The sequence below is a fragment of the Pontixanthobacter sp. CEM42 genome, from assembly GCF_017812015.1.
In the GTDB taxonomy this organism is placed as follows: domain Bacteria; phylum Pseudomonadota; class Alphaproteobacteria; order Sphingomonadales; family Sphingomonadaceae; genus Pontixanthobacter.
Genome location: NZ_JADQTN010000001.1, coordinates 1746842 through 1763888 on the forward strand (window position 1 = coordinate 1746842; position 17047 = coordinate 1763888).

General features: G+C 53.5%; 14 protein-coding genes and 1 pseudogene. 6 read left to right on the top strand and 9 right to left on the bottom strand.

The window, feature by feature from the left end; translation table 11 throughout:
- Positions 1–19: 19 nt before the first annotated feature.
- From J9777_RS08245 to J9777_RS08280, 9 genes and pseudogenes are all read right to left on the bottom strand, one after another.
- A complete protein-coding gene (locus J9777_RS08245) occupies positions 20–3505 on the bottom strand; it encodes a TonB-dependent receptor (protein ID WP_209348235.1) in 3486 nt (1161 codons plus the stop codon).
- Between the two features lie 151 nt (positions 3506–3656).
- Entirely contained in the window at positions 3657–4694 is a 1038-nt protein-coding gene (locus J9777_RS08250; RefSeq protein WP_209348236.1) for a FecR domain-containing protein, read from the bottom strand.
- Positions 4681–5283: a sigma-70 family RNA polymerase sigma factor gene (locus J9777_RS08255; protein WP_209348237.1), complete on the bottom strand. Its 603-nt coding sequence runs from the start codon at positions 5281–5283 to the stop codon at positions 4681–4683. The genes J9777_RS08250 and J9777_RS08255 overlap by 14 nt, the downstream gene beginning before the upstream one ends.
- Positions 5284–5436: 153 nt before the next feature.
- A pseudogene (locus J9777_RS08260) lies at positions 5437–6192 on the bottom strand (IS6 family transposase).
- 513 nt (positions 6193–6705) lie between these two features.
- Positions 6706–6915: a hypothetical protein gene (locus tag J9777_RS14670; protein WP_245228545.1), complete on the bottom strand. Its 210-nt coding sequence runs from the start codon at positions 6913–6915 to the stop codon at positions 6706–6708.
- On the bottom strand, positions 6893–7006 hold the full coding sequence (locus J9777_RS14810; protein WP_348631956.1) for a DDE-type integrase/transposase/recombinase: 114 nt from the start codon (positions 7004–7006) through the stop codon (positions 6893–6895). The genes J9777_RS14670 and J9777_RS14810 overlap by 23 nt, the downstream gene beginning before the upstream one ends.
- Before the next feature lie 239 nt (positions 7007–7245).
- Positions 7246–7725, bottom strand: coding sequence for a GNAT family N-acetyltransferase (locus tag J9777_RS08270; protein ID WP_348631957.1), 480 nt, complete (start codon positions 7723–7725; stop codon positions 7246–7248).
- Positions 7715–8374 carry a DUF1579 family protein gene (locus J9777_RS08275; protein ID WP_348631959.1) on the bottom strand — a complete coding sequence of 220 codons (660 nt, stop codon included), beginning with the start codon at positions 8372–8374 and terminating at the stop codon, positions 7715–7717. The genes J9777_RS08270 and J9777_RS08275 overlap by 11 nt, the downstream gene beginning before the upstream one ends.
- Complete coding sequence (locus J9777_RS08280; RefSeq protein ID WP_209348240.1) at positions 8371–9201, bottom strand: hypothetical protein; 831 nt, start codon at positions 9199–9201, stop codon at positions 8371–8373. The genes J9777_RS08275 and J9777_RS08280 overlap by 4 nt, the downstream gene beginning before the upstream one ends.
- 320 nt (positions 9202–9521) lie before the next feature.
- On the opposite strand from J9777_RS08280, the gene J9777_RS08285 reads away from it, so the two are divergent.
- The 6 genes from J9777_RS08285 (at position 9522) to J9777_RS08310 (ending at position 16700) form a co-directional block, all read left to right on the top strand.
- Complete coding sequence (locus J9777_RS08285; RefSeq protein ID WP_209348241.1) at positions 9522–10403, top strand: LytTR family DNA-binding domain-containing protein; 882 nt, start codon at positions 9522–9524, stop codon at positions 10401–10403.
- Positions 10404–10582: 179 nt separating this feature from the next.
- Positions 10583–11419: a hypothetical protein gene (locus tag J9777_RS08290; RefSeq protein ID WP_209348242.1), complete on the top strand. Its 837-nt coding sequence runs from the start codon at positions 10583–10585 to the stop codon at positions 11417–11419.
- Between the two features lie 16 nt (positions 11420–11435).
- Positions 11436–12563 carry an alpha/beta hydrolase gene (locus tag J9777_RS08295; protein ID WP_209348243.1) on the top strand — a complete coding sequence of 376 codons (1128 nt, stop codon included), beginning with the start codon at positions 11436–11438 and terminating at the stop codon, positions 12561–12563.
- Positions 12564–12620: 57 nt separating this feature from the next.
- The gene (locus J9777_RS08300) at positions 12621–13490 is read left to right on the top strand and encodes a hypothetical protein (protein WP_209348244.1); all 870 of its coding nucleotides are present in this window, start codon (positions 12621–12623) and stop codon (positions 13488–13490) included.
- On the top strand, positions 13466–14782 hold the full coding sequence (locus J9777_RS08305; RefSeq protein ID WP_209348245.1) for a serine hydrolase domain-containing protein: 1317 nt from the start codon (positions 13466–13468) through the stop codon (positions 14780–14782). The genes J9777_RS08300 and J9777_RS08305 overlap by 25 nt, the downstream gene beginning before the upstream one ends.
- A gap of 109 nt (positions 14783–14891) precedes the next feature.
- Positions 14892–16700 (top strand): serine hydrolase domain-containing protein, encoded by a 1809-nt coding sequence (locus tag J9777_RS08310; protein WP_209348246.1) that lies wholly within the window; start codon positions 14892–14894, stop codon positions 16698–16700.
- Positions 16701–17047: the final 347 nt, after the last annotated feature.

Consider the following 17047-nt stretch of genomic DNA (forward strand, 5'->3'; position numbering starts at 1 on the left):
CTATTCTCCAAGTTGAATTTTAGAACCGAGCGCGCACGCCGGCAGTGATCGTCCGGCCACCGTTAAACTGATACCGCTGCGGGAAATTGAAATTCGCCGTACCATCCCCGAACTGGGAGCTGGTAGTCGACCGGACATCGGGATCTTTCCCGTCCTGAAGTAAGTTGTCCCCTTCGAGATAGATCGTGAAGCGACTGCCCCCGCGCTCGAACGTATAGGACAACCGGGCATCCAGCGTGTCATAGGCCGGAATAACCGTGTTAAGGTTAAACTCGTCAAACGCGGTCGCGCTGGCAGATTGCGAGGTGTAAATCACCAACGCATCGAAGCCGTTTTTGCTGTAATCCAGCGACAGGTTGTAAACCCATTCGGACTGATCCCGCAAAGGCCGATCGAGTGACAGCTGGATCAATTCGTTGGCGTCGTTTCGCGCCGATACCAAAGTTGGGAAATCAGCCGTGGTGTAAGTGGCATTGGCCAGAATTCCGAAGTCACTGAGGAAGCCGGGGAGGAAATCCAATCGTCGGATGATTTCGAATTCTGCACCGTAGATTTTACCCCCGTCGCCATTGACCGGCAAGTTCAAGACAAAGTCAGTGCCAGTTGGATAGGCAAAGAAGTCAGGTCGAGTTGTCGTGAAATCCGAAAAGAAGTCCTCGTAGAGTGCCTGTACCCCTGAGCCATCACCATTCTCGAACAGAACATTCGTGAAGTTGTTGTTCACCTTTTTGTAGAAAAGCCCAGCGCGAACTAAACCGATGCTATCGGGAAAATAATATGCGACATCGAGATCGAAATTGTCGGTTGTCGTCGGGCTTAGGTCAGGATTGGGTAGGAAGACAGTTACGCGCGCAATGTTCGGTCGCAAGTCGGCGCTGATCCGCTGCGTCCGGTTGAGCAAACGAAGGTCCGGGTTAACCGTCGAGCGGAAGTATCCCAATCGCGCAACGATATTGTCCGTTGGACGATAATTCAGAAGGAAGCTGGGCGTCCAGTTGTCCACCGTACCGGATACTTCGTCGAACGTTACCAGTCCGGCATTGAGGAACGTTTCGCGCGGTTCGGCCCCGGCGGTTCCATTCGCAAAGCGGATCGAAGGGGCTGTGATTGTAGTGTTAGCACGCTTCTCATGCTCGTATCGGACACCAGCAATCAGATCGAACTTTCCGAAACGCCAATGCGTTTCAAGATAGGCTGCGAACTTGTCTTCGATTGTTTCCGTTGGCTGGAACGCAGCGGCATCGGCAATTGGGTCCAAATCTCGGCGATCAGTGACGACGAAGCGCGCCTCGCCAGCGGCACGGATCGCATCAAATGCTGTTGGCAACGCGCTCGGATCTACATTCGCGACAGTAAGCCCGGGCAAGCCAATAATATCCAGAGTGCGCGAACCGAGCAATGACGGATCTAGATCTGCGAGCGAAATTTCCTGACCAAAACGACGCACATAGCTTTCGATCGATGAGTTACGTGGGTTGGTTGAGTCATCGATCGTATTACGCGTTGATGGACGATAGAGCGTGCCAAGCTCAATATAGTCGATGAAATCGGCCGATGGTTTATATCGAGCTTGGAATTCCGCATTGAAGCTCTCAGCCTTATTGTCGATCAAATTTCGACTAGCGATGAGAATGTTAAACTGGGCTGGATCGATGATCGCAGCCGCACCCGCAGCACTTAATGATGGAACAGGAATGCCTCCAGGACCAGTAACGTAGAGTCCGTCGATTACGCGCGCTACCCCATTCGTATCTGGAGCAGTGACAATCGTCGCCGGATCAATTGTACCAACGATATCAGCGTTCAATGCACCTTGCAGATTAAGCCGGGCGTTGTTGCCCTCCTCTTTGGCACGCGTATAGCCGAGCCGGTATTCAAACTCCCACTGGTCGAACTTTGTGTCACCGCGGAAACTGATCGTATCGGTTGTCAGCGTGTTGTCGAGCGTATCGAGAGTGAAGTTCGGGCGGAAGTTGGAGATTGTCTCACGGCGGCGGACTTCGCCACCAAGCTCCGCGATGGGCATATTTACAGCAGGCGTACTGGCAGCAAAAGAGGTGTTTCGCGTAACACCGACTGCGTCGTTTACATTCCGCTGCAGGTCTAACCGTAGACGTGTGTGGTCGGCGACATCCCACGCAAAACCAAGTGATGCACTATATGTCTCCACCTCGCGGTCGCGTTCGACATAGTTGTTTCCAGTGACCAGCTGCTGTGGTGCATCCGGATCAAAGGGGTATTCGAAACTTGCTGGTACACGAAATATCGAGGTAAAACCGTCGGGCAGAATTGGCGGAATAATGTCAGTAACGGCGACATCAACATTGGTCCGGTTAGTCTTGCGATATTGCAGCGTTGCGACAACGCCAAAGTCAGGAGTCAGCTTCTTCGCGATCGTACCGTTGATTTGATACTCATCCCCGTAATCCCGTTCCGGGCTCAGCTCGCCCTCTACGTTCAGATTGAGGGAAAAATCGCCGTAATCCAAAGCCGACTTGGTCTCGATCTCCACCAGACCACCTGAACCTGTCGCCTCATGGCTCGGTAGTAGTGATTTATGGATCGTTACATCCGAGAGGTTCTCTGTAAGAAAGCCGCTAAGATCAACCGTCCGCCCAAAACTGGTGCCCTGCTGCTCGATGCCGTTCAATTGGACATTGATCGCCTCCGAACTGAAGCCGCGCACTGTAATACGCGATCCCTCACCTGTTTCATCATCCCGGCCGAAGCCCACACCCGGAACCCGCCGCAAGGCTTCCGAAATTGTCTCAGCCGGAAAACCGCCAAGAAGATCCGCCGAAACCACCGTACTGTTATTGGAAGCCGCACGCTGCTGGTTCAGGGCTCTTTGTTGAGCACTGCGTATACCAAGCACGAGAATCTCGTCTGATGCTAACGGAAGAGGAGTCGCAATGGTGAGCGTCTCGTTGGCACCAAGCGTCACGCGCTGCGTTGTTGTCGGCGCACCGAGATATTCGATAACAATCGTATAATCGCGTGCCGGCAGGCCGACAAAGCGATACTGGCCAAGATTATCAGTGGTGGCGACACGGTTTGTGCCTTCAATACGTACAATTGCACCATTGAGGGGATTGCCGGTTACCGCATCAGTGATGGTTCCAGCAACAATGCTATCGCCTGCTTCCAAGCGCACTTGCGGCTCGTCAGGGGATGAACTGGCCACTGCGCCTTGCATGGCAGCAAGCGTAATCACGCCATTTTCGAAGGCGACAATTCGCAGCCCCGTGCCAGCAAGCAATTGCTCAAGAGCGTCACGGATGTCCGCTTGCCCTTCGACAGGTTTGGTCATCTTTCCGCGCAATAGGCTGCCCGGTGCGATGATCTGAACCCCTGCCTGCCGCGCAAATTCAGGAATAGCGGTTGTGGCTGGCTGCGCCGATACAGCAAACTCGCGCTCTTGTGCCGCTACCGGCGCAGCCATAGCAATCGCAAATCCGGTCACTCCGATGAGCAGCGCTGTTTTCGCTCTATTTAAACCAGTCATCTATTCCCCCTTTTGCCAAGCCAGTTTGGGCGGCGTTTTAGTAACTCTCACAGACTAGATGCCCGGGGCGCAGCGATCCGCCATCGGATTGTGAAAAATATGTTACAAGAGGTCAGTGTGAGGCACCGTCACGGCTGTGAAAGCAGGATGATCAGCGGTTTCCGGAAACTTCCGTTCGGCGCTCAATGATATTGATTGCACCCTCTTGCCGCGCCTGGAAACCGAGGCTCAGCGCGGCTGCTTTCGCAAAACCAGCAGGGTCTTTTGAATCGAATAGTCCCGTGATCGTTTGCCGTGCAATTTCTGGGTCATCAACGCGAATGCGACCATTGCCGTAGCGGGCAAATTCGGCTGCTGCATCAGCGAGCGAAACATCTTCAAAGGCAATCATACCGTCGATCCAAGCGGCACTCATCTCCACTCGGCTTTCAGGTAAAATATCCTGAGCGATCTTAGCATCATCAAGTCCAACGATCGCGCGTTCATTGGCTACGAGCTCTTCAACGATATTGCCAAAAAATTGCTCGCGCTCAACATGTACACGCCCTTCATGGACGATCACTTCCACTGGTTGTCCAGGAATGTGCCGAACGGAGAAAACAGTCCCAAGCACCCTGATTGTTGCATTACCAGCTTCTACAAAAAACGGCCTGCTTGGATCACGTTCAACGTTGAATATCGCCTCACCTTCAGACAGCCGAACAAAACGCCGGTCATCATCATAGGCGACCTCTAGCTGTGTGCCGGTATTCATCGATATCGAGCTGGCATCTGCCAGTGTCATTTCCCGTTGTTCGCCAACTGCGGTCTGATGCATTGTGCCAGGCGCTGACAGCGGGACTGAGAAAGCCATGACCGCAACCAAGCAGGCCGCGATCGCCGCTCCGGCCCACGCCCACTTCGCGCGGCCGCGGACAAGACTTACTTCTTCGAAAGCTTCTGCACTTATCGCCTGATCTGCAACGTGTCCCTGACGATACTCATCGGGATCGAAACTGGTACCGAACGCCTTCATTCGCTGGCCAAGCTCCATGACCGCACGCGCTCGCATGTAAGCCCCGAAATGGCGAGAATCCTCGCCCAGCCAGCGATCTAATTCAGCTTGCTGATCACGCGACAATGCGCGAGCATCTTCCAATGCGACCCAGCCAGCAGCGGTGTCATCTGCGGTATTTTTACTGGCCTTCATCGCCCCTGGTATTCTTTCTTTCGTTACTGGTCCGGTCATTAGATGCTTGGCGATGAGCATTTCCGCCACCCCGACCCAAAAAGTCAGCCAATTTCTTGATACTACGCGCAATATTCTTCTGGATCGCATTCTCCGACATCTTTAGGCGAAGACCGATTTCTTGATGGGACAATCCATCAATTACCCGCAACAAGAAGGCCGAGCGGCTCGGTTCGGGTAAGTCGGAAACTGCACGAGCAAGCCGGTCTAATTGCTGCCTATCAGAGACCTGTTGTTCCGGGCCGGGTGCGTCATCCGCAATGTCAAACCGTTCGAAGTCCTCCAAGGCTTTGATAGAGACAATTTCCCCACGACGGATATGACCAAGTACAATATTGCGCGCCATTGTCAGCATGTAATTACCTGGACTTTGAATTGCTGAGACGTCCTCAATCCGAGTGAGCTTGGCATAGATTTCCTGGACAATATCATCAATTTCCAAACCTGTTGGCAGCCTCCAGAACGACATTCGGTGGCGCAATACAGGCTCATGCGGCAATGCATACCGCGCAAGCCATTCGGCTCGTTCCGCTAGATTGATATTAGTCATCTGACCTTGTCCTCAGACGATATCGTAACGAGCACCGTACGGAATTCCAAGCCGTTCGCTTATATTGTGAATTGAGCCGCTGACTTTCCTTCGACTAAAACTAGCAAGAAAAGTTTGACGAAGTGTCCACATCATACTGGCCAATCGGTGCTGTCAGACTAACTGCAACTTGTCTCCGATTGGCGAAGCTGCGGCAAGGTCGCGCTGGGTGCATGCAGCAAGAAACTGCCACTCAGCCAATGCGGCTGAGCGGCGGGTCTTGTAAGTCTGTCTGTCGATGAGGTGGCGTTCTGAGTTGAAGTGGTTGTGGATGTTGGCGTGAACAGAAGCGACTTTTGAAGTGATTTCATCTGCCGGAACCTCTGCATGACACGTTCTTTTCGTCGAAACGGAAGATGTGAGTTTTCGGCCCAATTGTTCTTCCATCTTCCCATCTCGCGGCGGCTTTCATTGCCAAGTTCGCGCATTGTCGCTGGATAGGAATTAAGACCATCGGTGACAATTTTCCCTGCTTGTCCGTGCTGCTTCAACGCCTTGCGCAGGAACTTTAGCGCTGCCTTCTTGTCCCGCCTTTTTAGTGACATAGCTCTCGAGGACCTCGCCTTCATGGTCGACCGCACGCCACAGATAGCGCGTTTCGCCGCCCACCTTCACGAACATCTCATCAAGATGCCAGCGCCAATGACGAAAGCCGTTCATTCTCGAAGCGCGCTGCCGCCGGATGTCGTTTGCGAACATTGGCCCAAACCGGTTCCACCAGAAACGCACCGTCTCATAGGAAATATCGTATCCGTGCTGAGCGAGTAGATCCTCAACGGTCCGCAGCGAAAGCGGAAATCGGACGTACATCCTCACAACTAGGCGGATAACTTCGGGCGATGAGTTGAAGCGCTTGAACGGACTTGACAGTTTAGCTCGGGATTTGCTTTTTATTGCAGCAACTTAGCAGCGATCGTCCTGGTCTGCCACGTTAGTCTGACAAGACCTTGCATAGTGACTTTCCGTGTTTTCTGCCCGATTTTCCGTGTTTATCGGCCGGTAACACGGAACAAACCCAATCTCCGTACCTCACCGATGAGCGTAAGAGAAAACCGGCAAAATCAGCGTGAGTTTCTCTGCGAACTCATTCTCTCAGCTACCGACAATTGCCAGAACCCCGCAGAACTGCGCGGTTTTACGGGGCATCTATTCGAACTTCCGGAAATCAAGAGACTAGCTGGCGGTGCTGTCAGACTAACTACAACTTGTCTCTTAGTGGCGAAGCAGCGGCAAGGTCGCGCTGGGCTTAGGCAGCAAGGAACTGCCACTCAGCTCGGGCAACTGAGCGGCGGGTCTTGTAGGTTTGACGATCAATCAGGTGGCGCTCGGAGTTGAAGTGGTTGTGGATATTAGCGTGAACCGAGGCGAATTCCTGTAACAACTTCATCCTGCGGAACCTCTGCAGCACCCGCTCTTTTCGTCGAAGCGGAAGGTGACTGTTCTCCGCCCGATTGTTCTTCCAGCGCCCATCTCACGACGGTTTTCATTACCCGGCTCGCGCATCGCCGACGGGTAAGATCTCAGACCGTCAGTGATGATCTTCTCGGCCTGACCGCGCTGCTTCAGCGCTCTACCCAGGAACTTCACCTTCATGGTCGACCGCCCGCCACAGATAGTCCGTCTTACCGTTGATTTTCACAAACATCTTATCGAGGTGCCAGCGCCAATGACGGAAGCCTTTCATTCTCGAAGCGCGCTGTCTTGCAACCAAGCGAATGACTTCAGGTGATGAGTTAAAGTGCTTGAACGGACCAAGAGGATTACCTCAAGCGATGAGCTGAAATAGCGAAACGGACGGGCTGGTTTGCGAGGTCTGGGCATCGCCCTGCCCTAACCCAATCGCCTCAAACCTCAATCAGGTGCATTTGCTCCCACAGTGCCCGCAAGATCAATCGCGCGGTCGGTGACCAATAATGCTTTTCGTCAACCCTGAACCGTCTGATATCGAACAAAATCAGTTATCTCTCCCATTCTGTCGTAGAGCTTCCTAGCGGAATGATTGTCAGATTTGGTTAGCCAGTAAACATGAGGAGCACCGATATCGGCCGCCTCCCGAAACACGGCATTGATCAAAGCTCCGCCAACGCCTCGGCCTCGGGAGGATCTTTCGACATAGAGGTCCTGCAGATAGACTACCTTCTTCACGTGCCATGTGTGGCGCTGGGCAAGGAAGTGGGTAAAGCCGACAATGCACCCGTCTGCCTGTTCAGCAACCAAGCCGGTGATGCCAGGTCTCATCTCATCAACAAGCCGCTCCCATGTTCTCTGACTCGTCGCATCTGGGAGGGTCTCATCGTAGAACCTCAAATATGCAGACCAGAGGCGCAACCAGATTAAATGGTCGTGCCTCTCCAGCTTGCGAATCTCATAGCCAAATTTTTGGGAACTGCGCCTAGCCATCATTGCTATGTCTAGGAGACTCGGACTCCGGCCGGGTCAGGTCTAGGGTCCAATTGGGCTCCCAGACACCTGTTTCCGGATTCTGGTAAGCCTGCTCCCAGAACGCATGATTTGCAGAAATCAATTTCCAGCGAAAGCGCATCTTGAAGGACTTCCCGGCGTGCGTTTCCGTCCCGTAGAAAACACCGATCCCGTTTTCGAAGCTGCCCCGCACTTGATCGGTGAGATGGGGATAGCCTTTGCTCATCCACTGAAAATACCATTCATCCTTGTCGGGATCATAAGTTCGGATCATGATCCCGTGCATTGGCCTCCCGTTGAAGGTTCCATAGGTGTCATTGACCGCCACCAGCCCTTCCAGCAGAATGCGGTATTCGGTTTCCATGCGGTTTCTCAGCCAAACCTTGTTGGGTGCGAGCCGGTCTCTGACGCTGCGGCTTTCGACTTGCCACTTGCCGGCCAGCATATTGAAATTCTCCATTGCTTGCTCAGGAGCTGCAATGAATTCCTCAGTGCGAGGTTGGACAATTTCTGGCGCTTGCGCGACTGCCGTAGATGAAATGCTCAGCAGCATGGTTAACGCCAAACCTAGAACGGGCCTCGAGCTGAATACCCTTGGCCGCGCCTGAAGAGGCCGGTTTACCCAGCTCATAGCGAGAGCTGGTTAAAGGCGAGAAGGTCAGACTGAAATTCACGCTGCCCGCCGACATCGCGAATTCTGCGGAACACAAATGGCGCTTCGCGTGCGACCCAAATGTGTTCAATCATGCCGTTCCAAGTCTTCTTCTCGATCTTCCAGCACTCGCAGCCAAGCCCCGAAGGAAGCGATAGAGTTTCTTTGCTTAGAACTTCGTACTGATCGAACTCAGAAGAGACAGTCTCTCCCTTCCGCGGATATGCTTCAGGCATCTGAAATTTTGCGCCAACCGGCATGGGCATCAAGGATGCCAGTGTGGGCGAAAACATCTCTGAGACGTACCCACCGTTAGCGATCGGGCCTTGCATTTGCTTCGAAGCTCCGCCGCCGATTGGGCTGCGAGTCCAGCTGTAGTTTGTGCCATCCGAGCTGCTGACAACGAACTCTTGCCCCCATGCGAAAAACGGACCCGAACCAAATTCGGCCCGGTGGGACGCGAGATCGATTTGCCGTTGTGCGACAATGACGTAATTGGTCATTGGGATAATATCGATCATCGCCAGTTTCTTGCCATCGCCCGACTTTCTAGCTTGCAACGTGAAGCCGCCAGTCTTCGATGAAGAGCTGGTATAGACCGCCTGATAGTCCTCGAATTCGGGCGTATCGAACCGGCTGTCTCCCGGTTGGATAGTCGCTGCGTCAGAGGGTGTGTCTGCCGACTGAGCGAGAAGAGGGCTGGAAATGACGAGTAATCCTGCCAGCGCTGGATACAGCAGGCCACTTGAACGCTTCGTGCCTCGATCGGATCGTGGACCATTGCTCTGAATAATGTGCCGTATCACTATATTTGGCTCCTTTACGTGTTTGCAGATATGCGCAGGAGTAAGGGTGGGCACGGCGTTGCTGGCAAGAACCAAGGGACAAGCGGTCAAATTTTGGTGATCAGTTTGGCGTTAGTCTGGCATGTGCATTGGGCATCCACAAACCCACTCTGGTTTCGACTTTGAAGGCCAAGATTACCTCGCATAGTCGATCACGTATCGCAGCGATTCACGAGGTGCCGAAGTGACGAACGGTCTGTAATTGTGTGTCGGCGACCTTGCTCAGTGGGGCAAAAAGCTTGATGGAGCACGTGGCAATTTCGTAGGATCCGATGACAAGCATGCGGCAGATCAATGGAGAAAAGGAAGCAGACGCATCTGAAAGCGAATTTGCGCCTGAAGGCCAAGACGCCAAGCTTTCTGAAACGCAGTGGTTGCCCGGCTATTGGGTTCTGGCCGGGCTTATCCCCTTTGTCTTCTACGCCTTTGATGCAGCCATGCGGACGTCCTATCCTGAAACGCAGGCGCCCAATGTCAGCCTGTTGGTGCAGCTGTCTGTGATGTTTGGCTTCTACGGCCTTTGGGTCTTCGTGCCGCGGCTCATCTGGCAGAGCGTGGCCATGTCTATTCGGTCGTACGGCAGGGATATCAAGAAAGCGGTTGCGCAGCTGCTCATTCTGGGAGTGATCCTATGCGCGGCGCACTTATTGTTTCTCACATTGATCCTTCGCACAATCTACTCACCCCCGGGATGGGGCATTCGCGAACTGATCTACTCTTATGGTGAAGTATGCTTAGGAAATGCGGCAATCTGGCTCATGGCTTATGGCGTGGTTGCGGCCGTAATTCTCTACCGGCTTAACGCGCCCGATGAACCTGTGCCGCAGCAAAGCCGCTACGAAGTCAGGCAAAATGGTAAAATTTGGTCGATCCAGTTTGATGACATCTTCTGGATAAAGGCGGCTGGAAATTACGCCGAACTGCACACCAATCGCGGGACCATGCTGGTCAGGAAAACGCTTACGCTGGTCTCAAACGAGGTGGCGGACGGCAATTTCATCAGGTCGCATCGCAGCGCTCTCATCAATGGCAAGCATGTCGTTGCGATCAAGAGCCAAAGCGATGCCAGCGGTTACATCGTTGAACTGAGCAGCGGAGACGCCGCCCCTCTCAGCCGCCGATATCATGCAGAATTCCGGCAGGCCCTGCTTTCGGTCGACTAGCCACGGCGGTTTCGTCGGTTCGGCCACCATCGGGAGCGCAAATATCGGTTGCCCGCACACATTAAGGTGCCGGTCGTCCCAAACCGGTTGCTCTTGCAGCAGCCTGCCAATCAATCTGTCTTTGGAGCAAGAAATCCCGCAATTTCTGGGAGGGCTGCGGCAAAGAAGGATGATGACATATGAATGAGGGAACGTGGGTGTCGAAGCGCGGCGCGTCGGATGGAAAGGCTAACCCGCGAGTGCGGCGTTGGCTTGGGAGCAGTCCATTTCTCTTGCTGCTTTCTGCTTGCTCCATGGGTGCAAGCGGAGATGAAAGCGATCCGGTCGATCCCGGCAAGATCATTGCAATGGCACCTGGCGATGATCGCTTTGTAACGCCAGTGTTCGAGGATTACTCGGTCGACTATAATAGCCGAACGTCCAAGACAGGCTTGTTCACCGTACAAGTACGCAAGACCGGGAGCGGGGAGAAAATCTCGGTTGTCGACATTATCCCGACTGAGGACAATGTGATTGTCGCGCAGCGGCAGATCGATGCCGACACGCACAATTTCGATTTCAGTGCGGGCCCATACCTGGCGTGGGGAACAGAGTTCGTCGTCGCCCAGAATGATAGCGAGGGTTACAATTGGACCCGAGTACCAGTCGGCTCAAGCCCACCCCAACAAATGACCGGAAAACTCGATCACAATGGATCGGTCAGCGAAATGTTTTCACCGACATTGGCCTCGTTGATGCCGATGCCGGTCGGCACCGTTTTCACGCTGCCGGAAGTATACCCCCGGAAGGGCGAGTTCGTTTCGGCTGAACTTGATCAGTACACGGTGTTGCGCAGTGAAAGACTGACATTAGAGTCTGGCCTTAGCTGCGATTGCTGGGTGCTCGAGAAGAAGGCCTGGAGCGGCACCATTGATCATATCTGGGTCTCTCGCAAAGCGCCGTTCGAGATGCGCCGAATACGGGACGTTGGTGGTCGGGATTTCCAATCTGACGCGCAGAATTACCGTGAGCTTTGACAGTAAAGTGCGGGATATGAACCGCTCGAAGAGCCTGTTGCGGGGATTGGCGGCGGCAACAGCCATGCTTCTTAACTTGAGCACGGCAGGCCAGGCACAGTCGATTTTGGATCGATCTGACCAATTACCGCGCGCTAACGAGCGACCGCTGGAATCAGTAGATGGCGTGCGAACTTACTACGAGTCCGTCGAGGTCGAGCCAGGTGTCAGGCTTCGGGTGCTCATCTCTGTTCCGGCGGGCTCTGATCGTGCCCTTCATCCGATCTTGTTCACCCAATGGGTGTCTTGCGATACAGTTGAGTTGGGCGAAGGTAGCGGCGGTTCTCTAGGAGCAGTGGCCAAGAATTCTGGCCTTGCTCTTGTCCGGGTAGAGCGATCGGGCACGGGAGACAGTCAGGGTTCCGGCTGTGATAATCTCGACTATGATACCGAAATTCAGCATTATATCTCGGCCTTTACCCAAATTCTAGACCACAAGGCCCTCGATCCCAGCAAGGTCTATGTTTGGGGTGACAGCTTAGGCGCGACGACTGCCCCCCTTGTCGCGGTGGCCTTGCAAAACGCCGGCCGTGATATCGCTGCTGTTGCAGTGCAGGGCGGCGGGGCGCTGACGCATTTTGAGCGAATGCTTAACTTTGACCGGTTTTACCTAGAACGGCGTTCGCAGGAAGTTGCGGCAGCTTCGATCCATAGCGAGATGCTGGCACGGGTGCGCTTTCATACCGAGTACTTGATCAACCAACGACACCCCGACAACATTTCGACAGACAGTCCAGCTATGGCTGCGGTTCGGAGCGATGTGCGCGGAATGAGCTCAGACAACCACTATGGGCGTCCGTTTTCCTGGCATCAACAGGCTGCGCAGCGCAATTTTCTGGCCGCATGGGCGACACTCGATGCTCATGTGCTGGTCATCTTCAACGAATACGATCAGTTCGAAACCTTGCACGGGCATCGACTGATTGTTGACACGGTCAATCGCCTACGTCCCGACACCGCAAACCTGGTCGTGCAGCCGGGCCTTGGACATAGTAGTTGGCGCTTCAATTCCATTGAGGAGGCCTATCGCGATGAGACGGGCATTCCGGAGACCGAAACAACGGCCGCCCGGATTGTTCATTGGCTTCGCACACTCGAAAAGTAGTCAGGGTTGGCGTGAGAAGAAAGACCCTAGAGCGATCCAAAATGAAGGAATAATATCATGAGACACTTAGCTACTTTGACCGGTATGCTGTTGGTCACTAGCGCCTCACCACTAGCCGCGCAGTCTAGTGACACAGTGGCTTGCATAGAACTGGATGTCTTTACGCCCACTCAAGTGGCCAACGCGTTCTGGGCAGAGTTGTCCGGCTCGGATTCGCGTGAACAGCAACTGGCAATCGTTTCGAAATACTATGGCCAGATCACTTCTGATCCTGCGAATATCAACATGGACAGGCTTGACCGGCTTGCGCTTGGCGAAGGCGCATTTTTGACATTCAGTGGTCGCAAGGCGTTCCAGTTCTTCGATCCTCTCCGTTCAGGAAGTGATTTAATTGCCGAGCATGCATGGGAACGCGTCATGCAGATCACCTTCAGAGGGTTCGGCGAACATACCCGCGCCGAAGCTTTGATGAAAGAGCATGCAGTACAATTCAGACCATCGGTAAAGAATATCCGAGGAAGGTCTCAGATCATTGGCAATTTCATCGGCTTGCATATCGAAAATGGCCAGCCTGAAAAAGCGGTCGCGCTCTTGATAGATGAGCTAAATGCATTGCCCGTTGATGCCCCATATTTCTCATATGGATTAGTGTTTCGCAACGCGGAGTTGATTAGCAATTCAGATCGCGAGCAGGAGATCGTTGATCTGGTTCGCCGTAAAACTGGGCAGCTACGTCAACTGAGTGCGAATTGGAATGTCCAAGTCTACGGAGCTGGAACAGACCCCATCCTTAGTCAAGAAATGCCGAGTTGGTTTTGGAAATCCCAAGGCGTGAGACCGGGGGAATCCCTCCGCGCGGCACGCAAGCGCCAATTGAACGGGTTGTTGAGCGCGCTCGACGGATGGCTCGAGCAATACCCCCGCTGAAAACAGCGATTCGTCCGCGGCCTGCGGGCTCGCTGCACAAGCTTGCCGCCATCACCTTTGTGAATAGAGATCAGATGAAGTACATTAGAAGACTGATTCACGCCGCTCTTGGCCTGGTTGCAGTTGCATTGCTGTGCTCAGCTGCGCTTTACCTCTATCACATCCCAGTCCCGGACCTTGATAACACGGCGCCGGCAGATCAAGGTATCGGCTCAGCCGACCATGCCGAATTGATAGGGGCCGCACGAGACAGTTTGAGTCTGGCGCGCACAGCGCTGGTTGCTCCATCTGTCTCAGTTGCGGTGGCCAAGGACGGCGAGGTTATTTGGTCAGAAGCAATTGGCTACGCCGACATCGAGAACCGTCGACGCGCCACGGTTGAAACGGTGTATCCTATTGGCAGCGTGTCCAAGCCGATTACCGCAGCCCTTGCTCTCAAATTGGCGGAAGAGGGAATGGTGGACCTTGATACGGATATTAGAACATATGTGACCGAGTTTCCTGAGAAGAGGCAACCGATTACGCTAAGGCAACTGCTATCTCATCAAGCAGGCATTCGGCACTATGGGTTTGCATTTGCCCCGCCCACATTCTCCGAAGCGGCATTTGATATCGAATTTTCCGACACAAAACAGGCGCTTGAAATCTTTGACGACGATCCTTTGCTTTTCGCGCCGGACACAGATTTCTCCTATTCGACATTTGGGTATACGTTGGCCAGTGCGGCGCTCGAAGAAGCAACCGGCGAAGAATTCCTCAAGCTTTTGGACACCAGATTATTCGACCATTTGGGAATGGAGAGCTCTGGGCCCAACAGACCTCAAATCCTGGGCAGCAAACTAGCAGAAGGATATGTAGGATTGTTTTTCCGCAAGCGGGCCATGCCCGCACCACAAACCAACGAGAGCTATAAGTGGGCCGGAGGAGGCTTAGCGTCAACGCCCACGGACCTTGCTATTTTTGGGGCGGGACTCCTCTCCGATGAAATCCTTACACGGCAAGCCAGGGAGGAAATGTTCGCTAGACGGCAAACCTCTGACGGAGCATTCAATGAGCAGCATTATGCACTCGGTTGGCGGATCGGAGAGTTTGAGACTGAAGGCAGTTCCATCCGCGTGATCAATCATGGCGGAGCCACGGCCGGAGCGACAGCGATCTTGCTGCTTTTCCCGGATCACGATCTCGTCATAGCGATGTCGGCGAACACCGTTCGCAGCGGAGGATCGAACCAAATCACGAGCCAAGCCGCGAAAATCGCATCGATATTTTTGCGCGGGAAGAATGCCCAGTGATTACTTCCAGCTGCCTTCCACTCCCAAGGATTAGTATCAATTGCAGCAGGAGACCAATTGACTCCAGCCGTGCCATGAGTTGCGGCGACCATGTGGTACCGGATAGCATATGCTGTTGAAGAAACTCGCCATTTTTGCGGCCGCGCTGTGCTTTGGTTCGCCCTGCATCGCCCAAGATTCAGACTGGATCCAGCAATACATAGCTAACCAATCCTCCAAATTCCACGTGCCCGGCGGAGCAGTCGCGGTCGTCATGGATGGGCAGATTGCTTACGCTGAAGGCTTTGGGTTCGCAGACCTCGAAAACCAGATCCCGGCAACCGCTTCCACTGTCTTCCGGGTTGGATCAAACTCAAAACCGGTATCTGCGAGTGCCATCCTGATTCTGGCAGCTGAGCTAGGTATAGGTCTGCACGACGACCTTCGTCCACATATGGTGGGGCTAGGCTTCAAGACCCCTCCCCAAGGACCCTTAACGCTGCATCAGCTCCTGACCCATACGGGTGGCTTCAATGAAGCGCTGTTCGGTCAGCATTCTGCTTTGGAAAATGCGCAGGAACTGCGACCATGGCTTGAAAAGCACCTGCCACCGCAGTTCATCAAGCCAGGCGCAGTCATCGCGTATTCCGATTTCAACACAGCCTTGGCAGGACTCATCATTGAACATGCCTCGGGTCAGAAATTTGAACAATTGGCCAAGACTAGGGTTTTTGAACCTCTCAGCATGACATCTTCAACTTTCGAACAAGTCAACCTTCCGTCTTCCATTCTGGAACGCCGTGCCAGAAGCTATCGCCACCACAATGGGCAATTCTACCCCTATAGCTTCGATGCGATCGCAACTGCTCCGGCAGCTGGGTTGTACTCGACTTCGGAAGATATGGGTAGATATCTCGAGGCACTTCTCGCGTCATGGCGTGCCGAGTTTCTTCAACAAGGCCTGAACGCAGTGATGCGTATGCAATTGCAAATCCAAGCGAGAAACCACCCATCACTAACCGGGCGAACTTATGGATTTGTGGAACGCATCCACAATGGTTGGAAAGTGCTCCAAAAGGATGGTCAAGCTAGCGGCTTCAATGCCCGTCTCGTGGTTGTTCCTGAGGCCAATATCGGCTTCTTTGTTGTCCACAATCGCAACATTCTCAAACCTGGTGGCGGGTTCAACCAGTCAAAATCGCTCATCCCGGACTTTACTGATGAGTTTCTCCAGAGAAACCTGACTTCCCCTGGCAGATACACTGAGACCAGATATGAACGAACGGAGCCGCGCTTCTCTCTAGACGCCTATACTGGCGAATTCCGGACAGCTATTGCCGCACGACACACATGGGAAAAGCTGGTCGCCAGCTTTGATACTGCAGTGGTAACGGCCAACGGAGACACTCTCCTTCAAGGTAGCAACACCCTGACTCCCGTGGGTAATAATTTGTTTGTCGACCACTCAACCGGCGCCATTCGTGCTTTCCGTTTCGATGAGGGAAAAGCAACGCACATGTTCATCGGAGCAAGCACTTATGAGAGGGTTCCGCGCCTTGAGACGACCCGGATAACGATAGGGCTTCTCGCAGGATTCATCATTGGCTTCGCGGTCGTGGTCTTGGCCGGATGCTTCCATAGAATGCGCAGATCATTTGGCATTGCCGGTATTGCAGGAGCCGCGTGCTGTCTGACTTTTTTGACAAGCTTCGGATGGATCTTGATTGGAACCGATCCACAGACGTTTTTTATCGGTATGCCTTTATTGCTGGCACTCTCGCTCGCCTTACCTATTATGGCGTTCGCACTGGCTTTCGCGGGCGTGATCGCGGCGGTCCGAAATCGGGCCATGCGATTGTCTTTGTTACCCCTTCTTCTTGTTTCGCTCTTTTGCTTGTGGCTCACGCAATGGAACCTACTGGGCTGGCATATAATCTAGCGAGTGTTGACAATTTTCGAACACCCACGACGTCGTCTATAATTGAGGTTGTGCACTGAGTTTGATCTTTGGGTCATAAGCGGAATGTCCGGACTCAATCGCTGAGGTTGCGAAAGCCGAAGTTCCACTAACGACCCAATTGCAGACATCTCAAACGACCGTTTGGAACGTCCGCTTTGCCGAGTCGACAACAAGATCAGCACCGATGCGTTCTGCGAGTCGCGCAATTAATAGCGTCCAAAATTGAGCGTCAGGCAAGAGTTATCAACAATGAACCGAGCCAAGCGAGGGGGTGCCTCAACCGTAAATGTCGCATTTATACAATTAGCTACGCCGGATCGTATTTG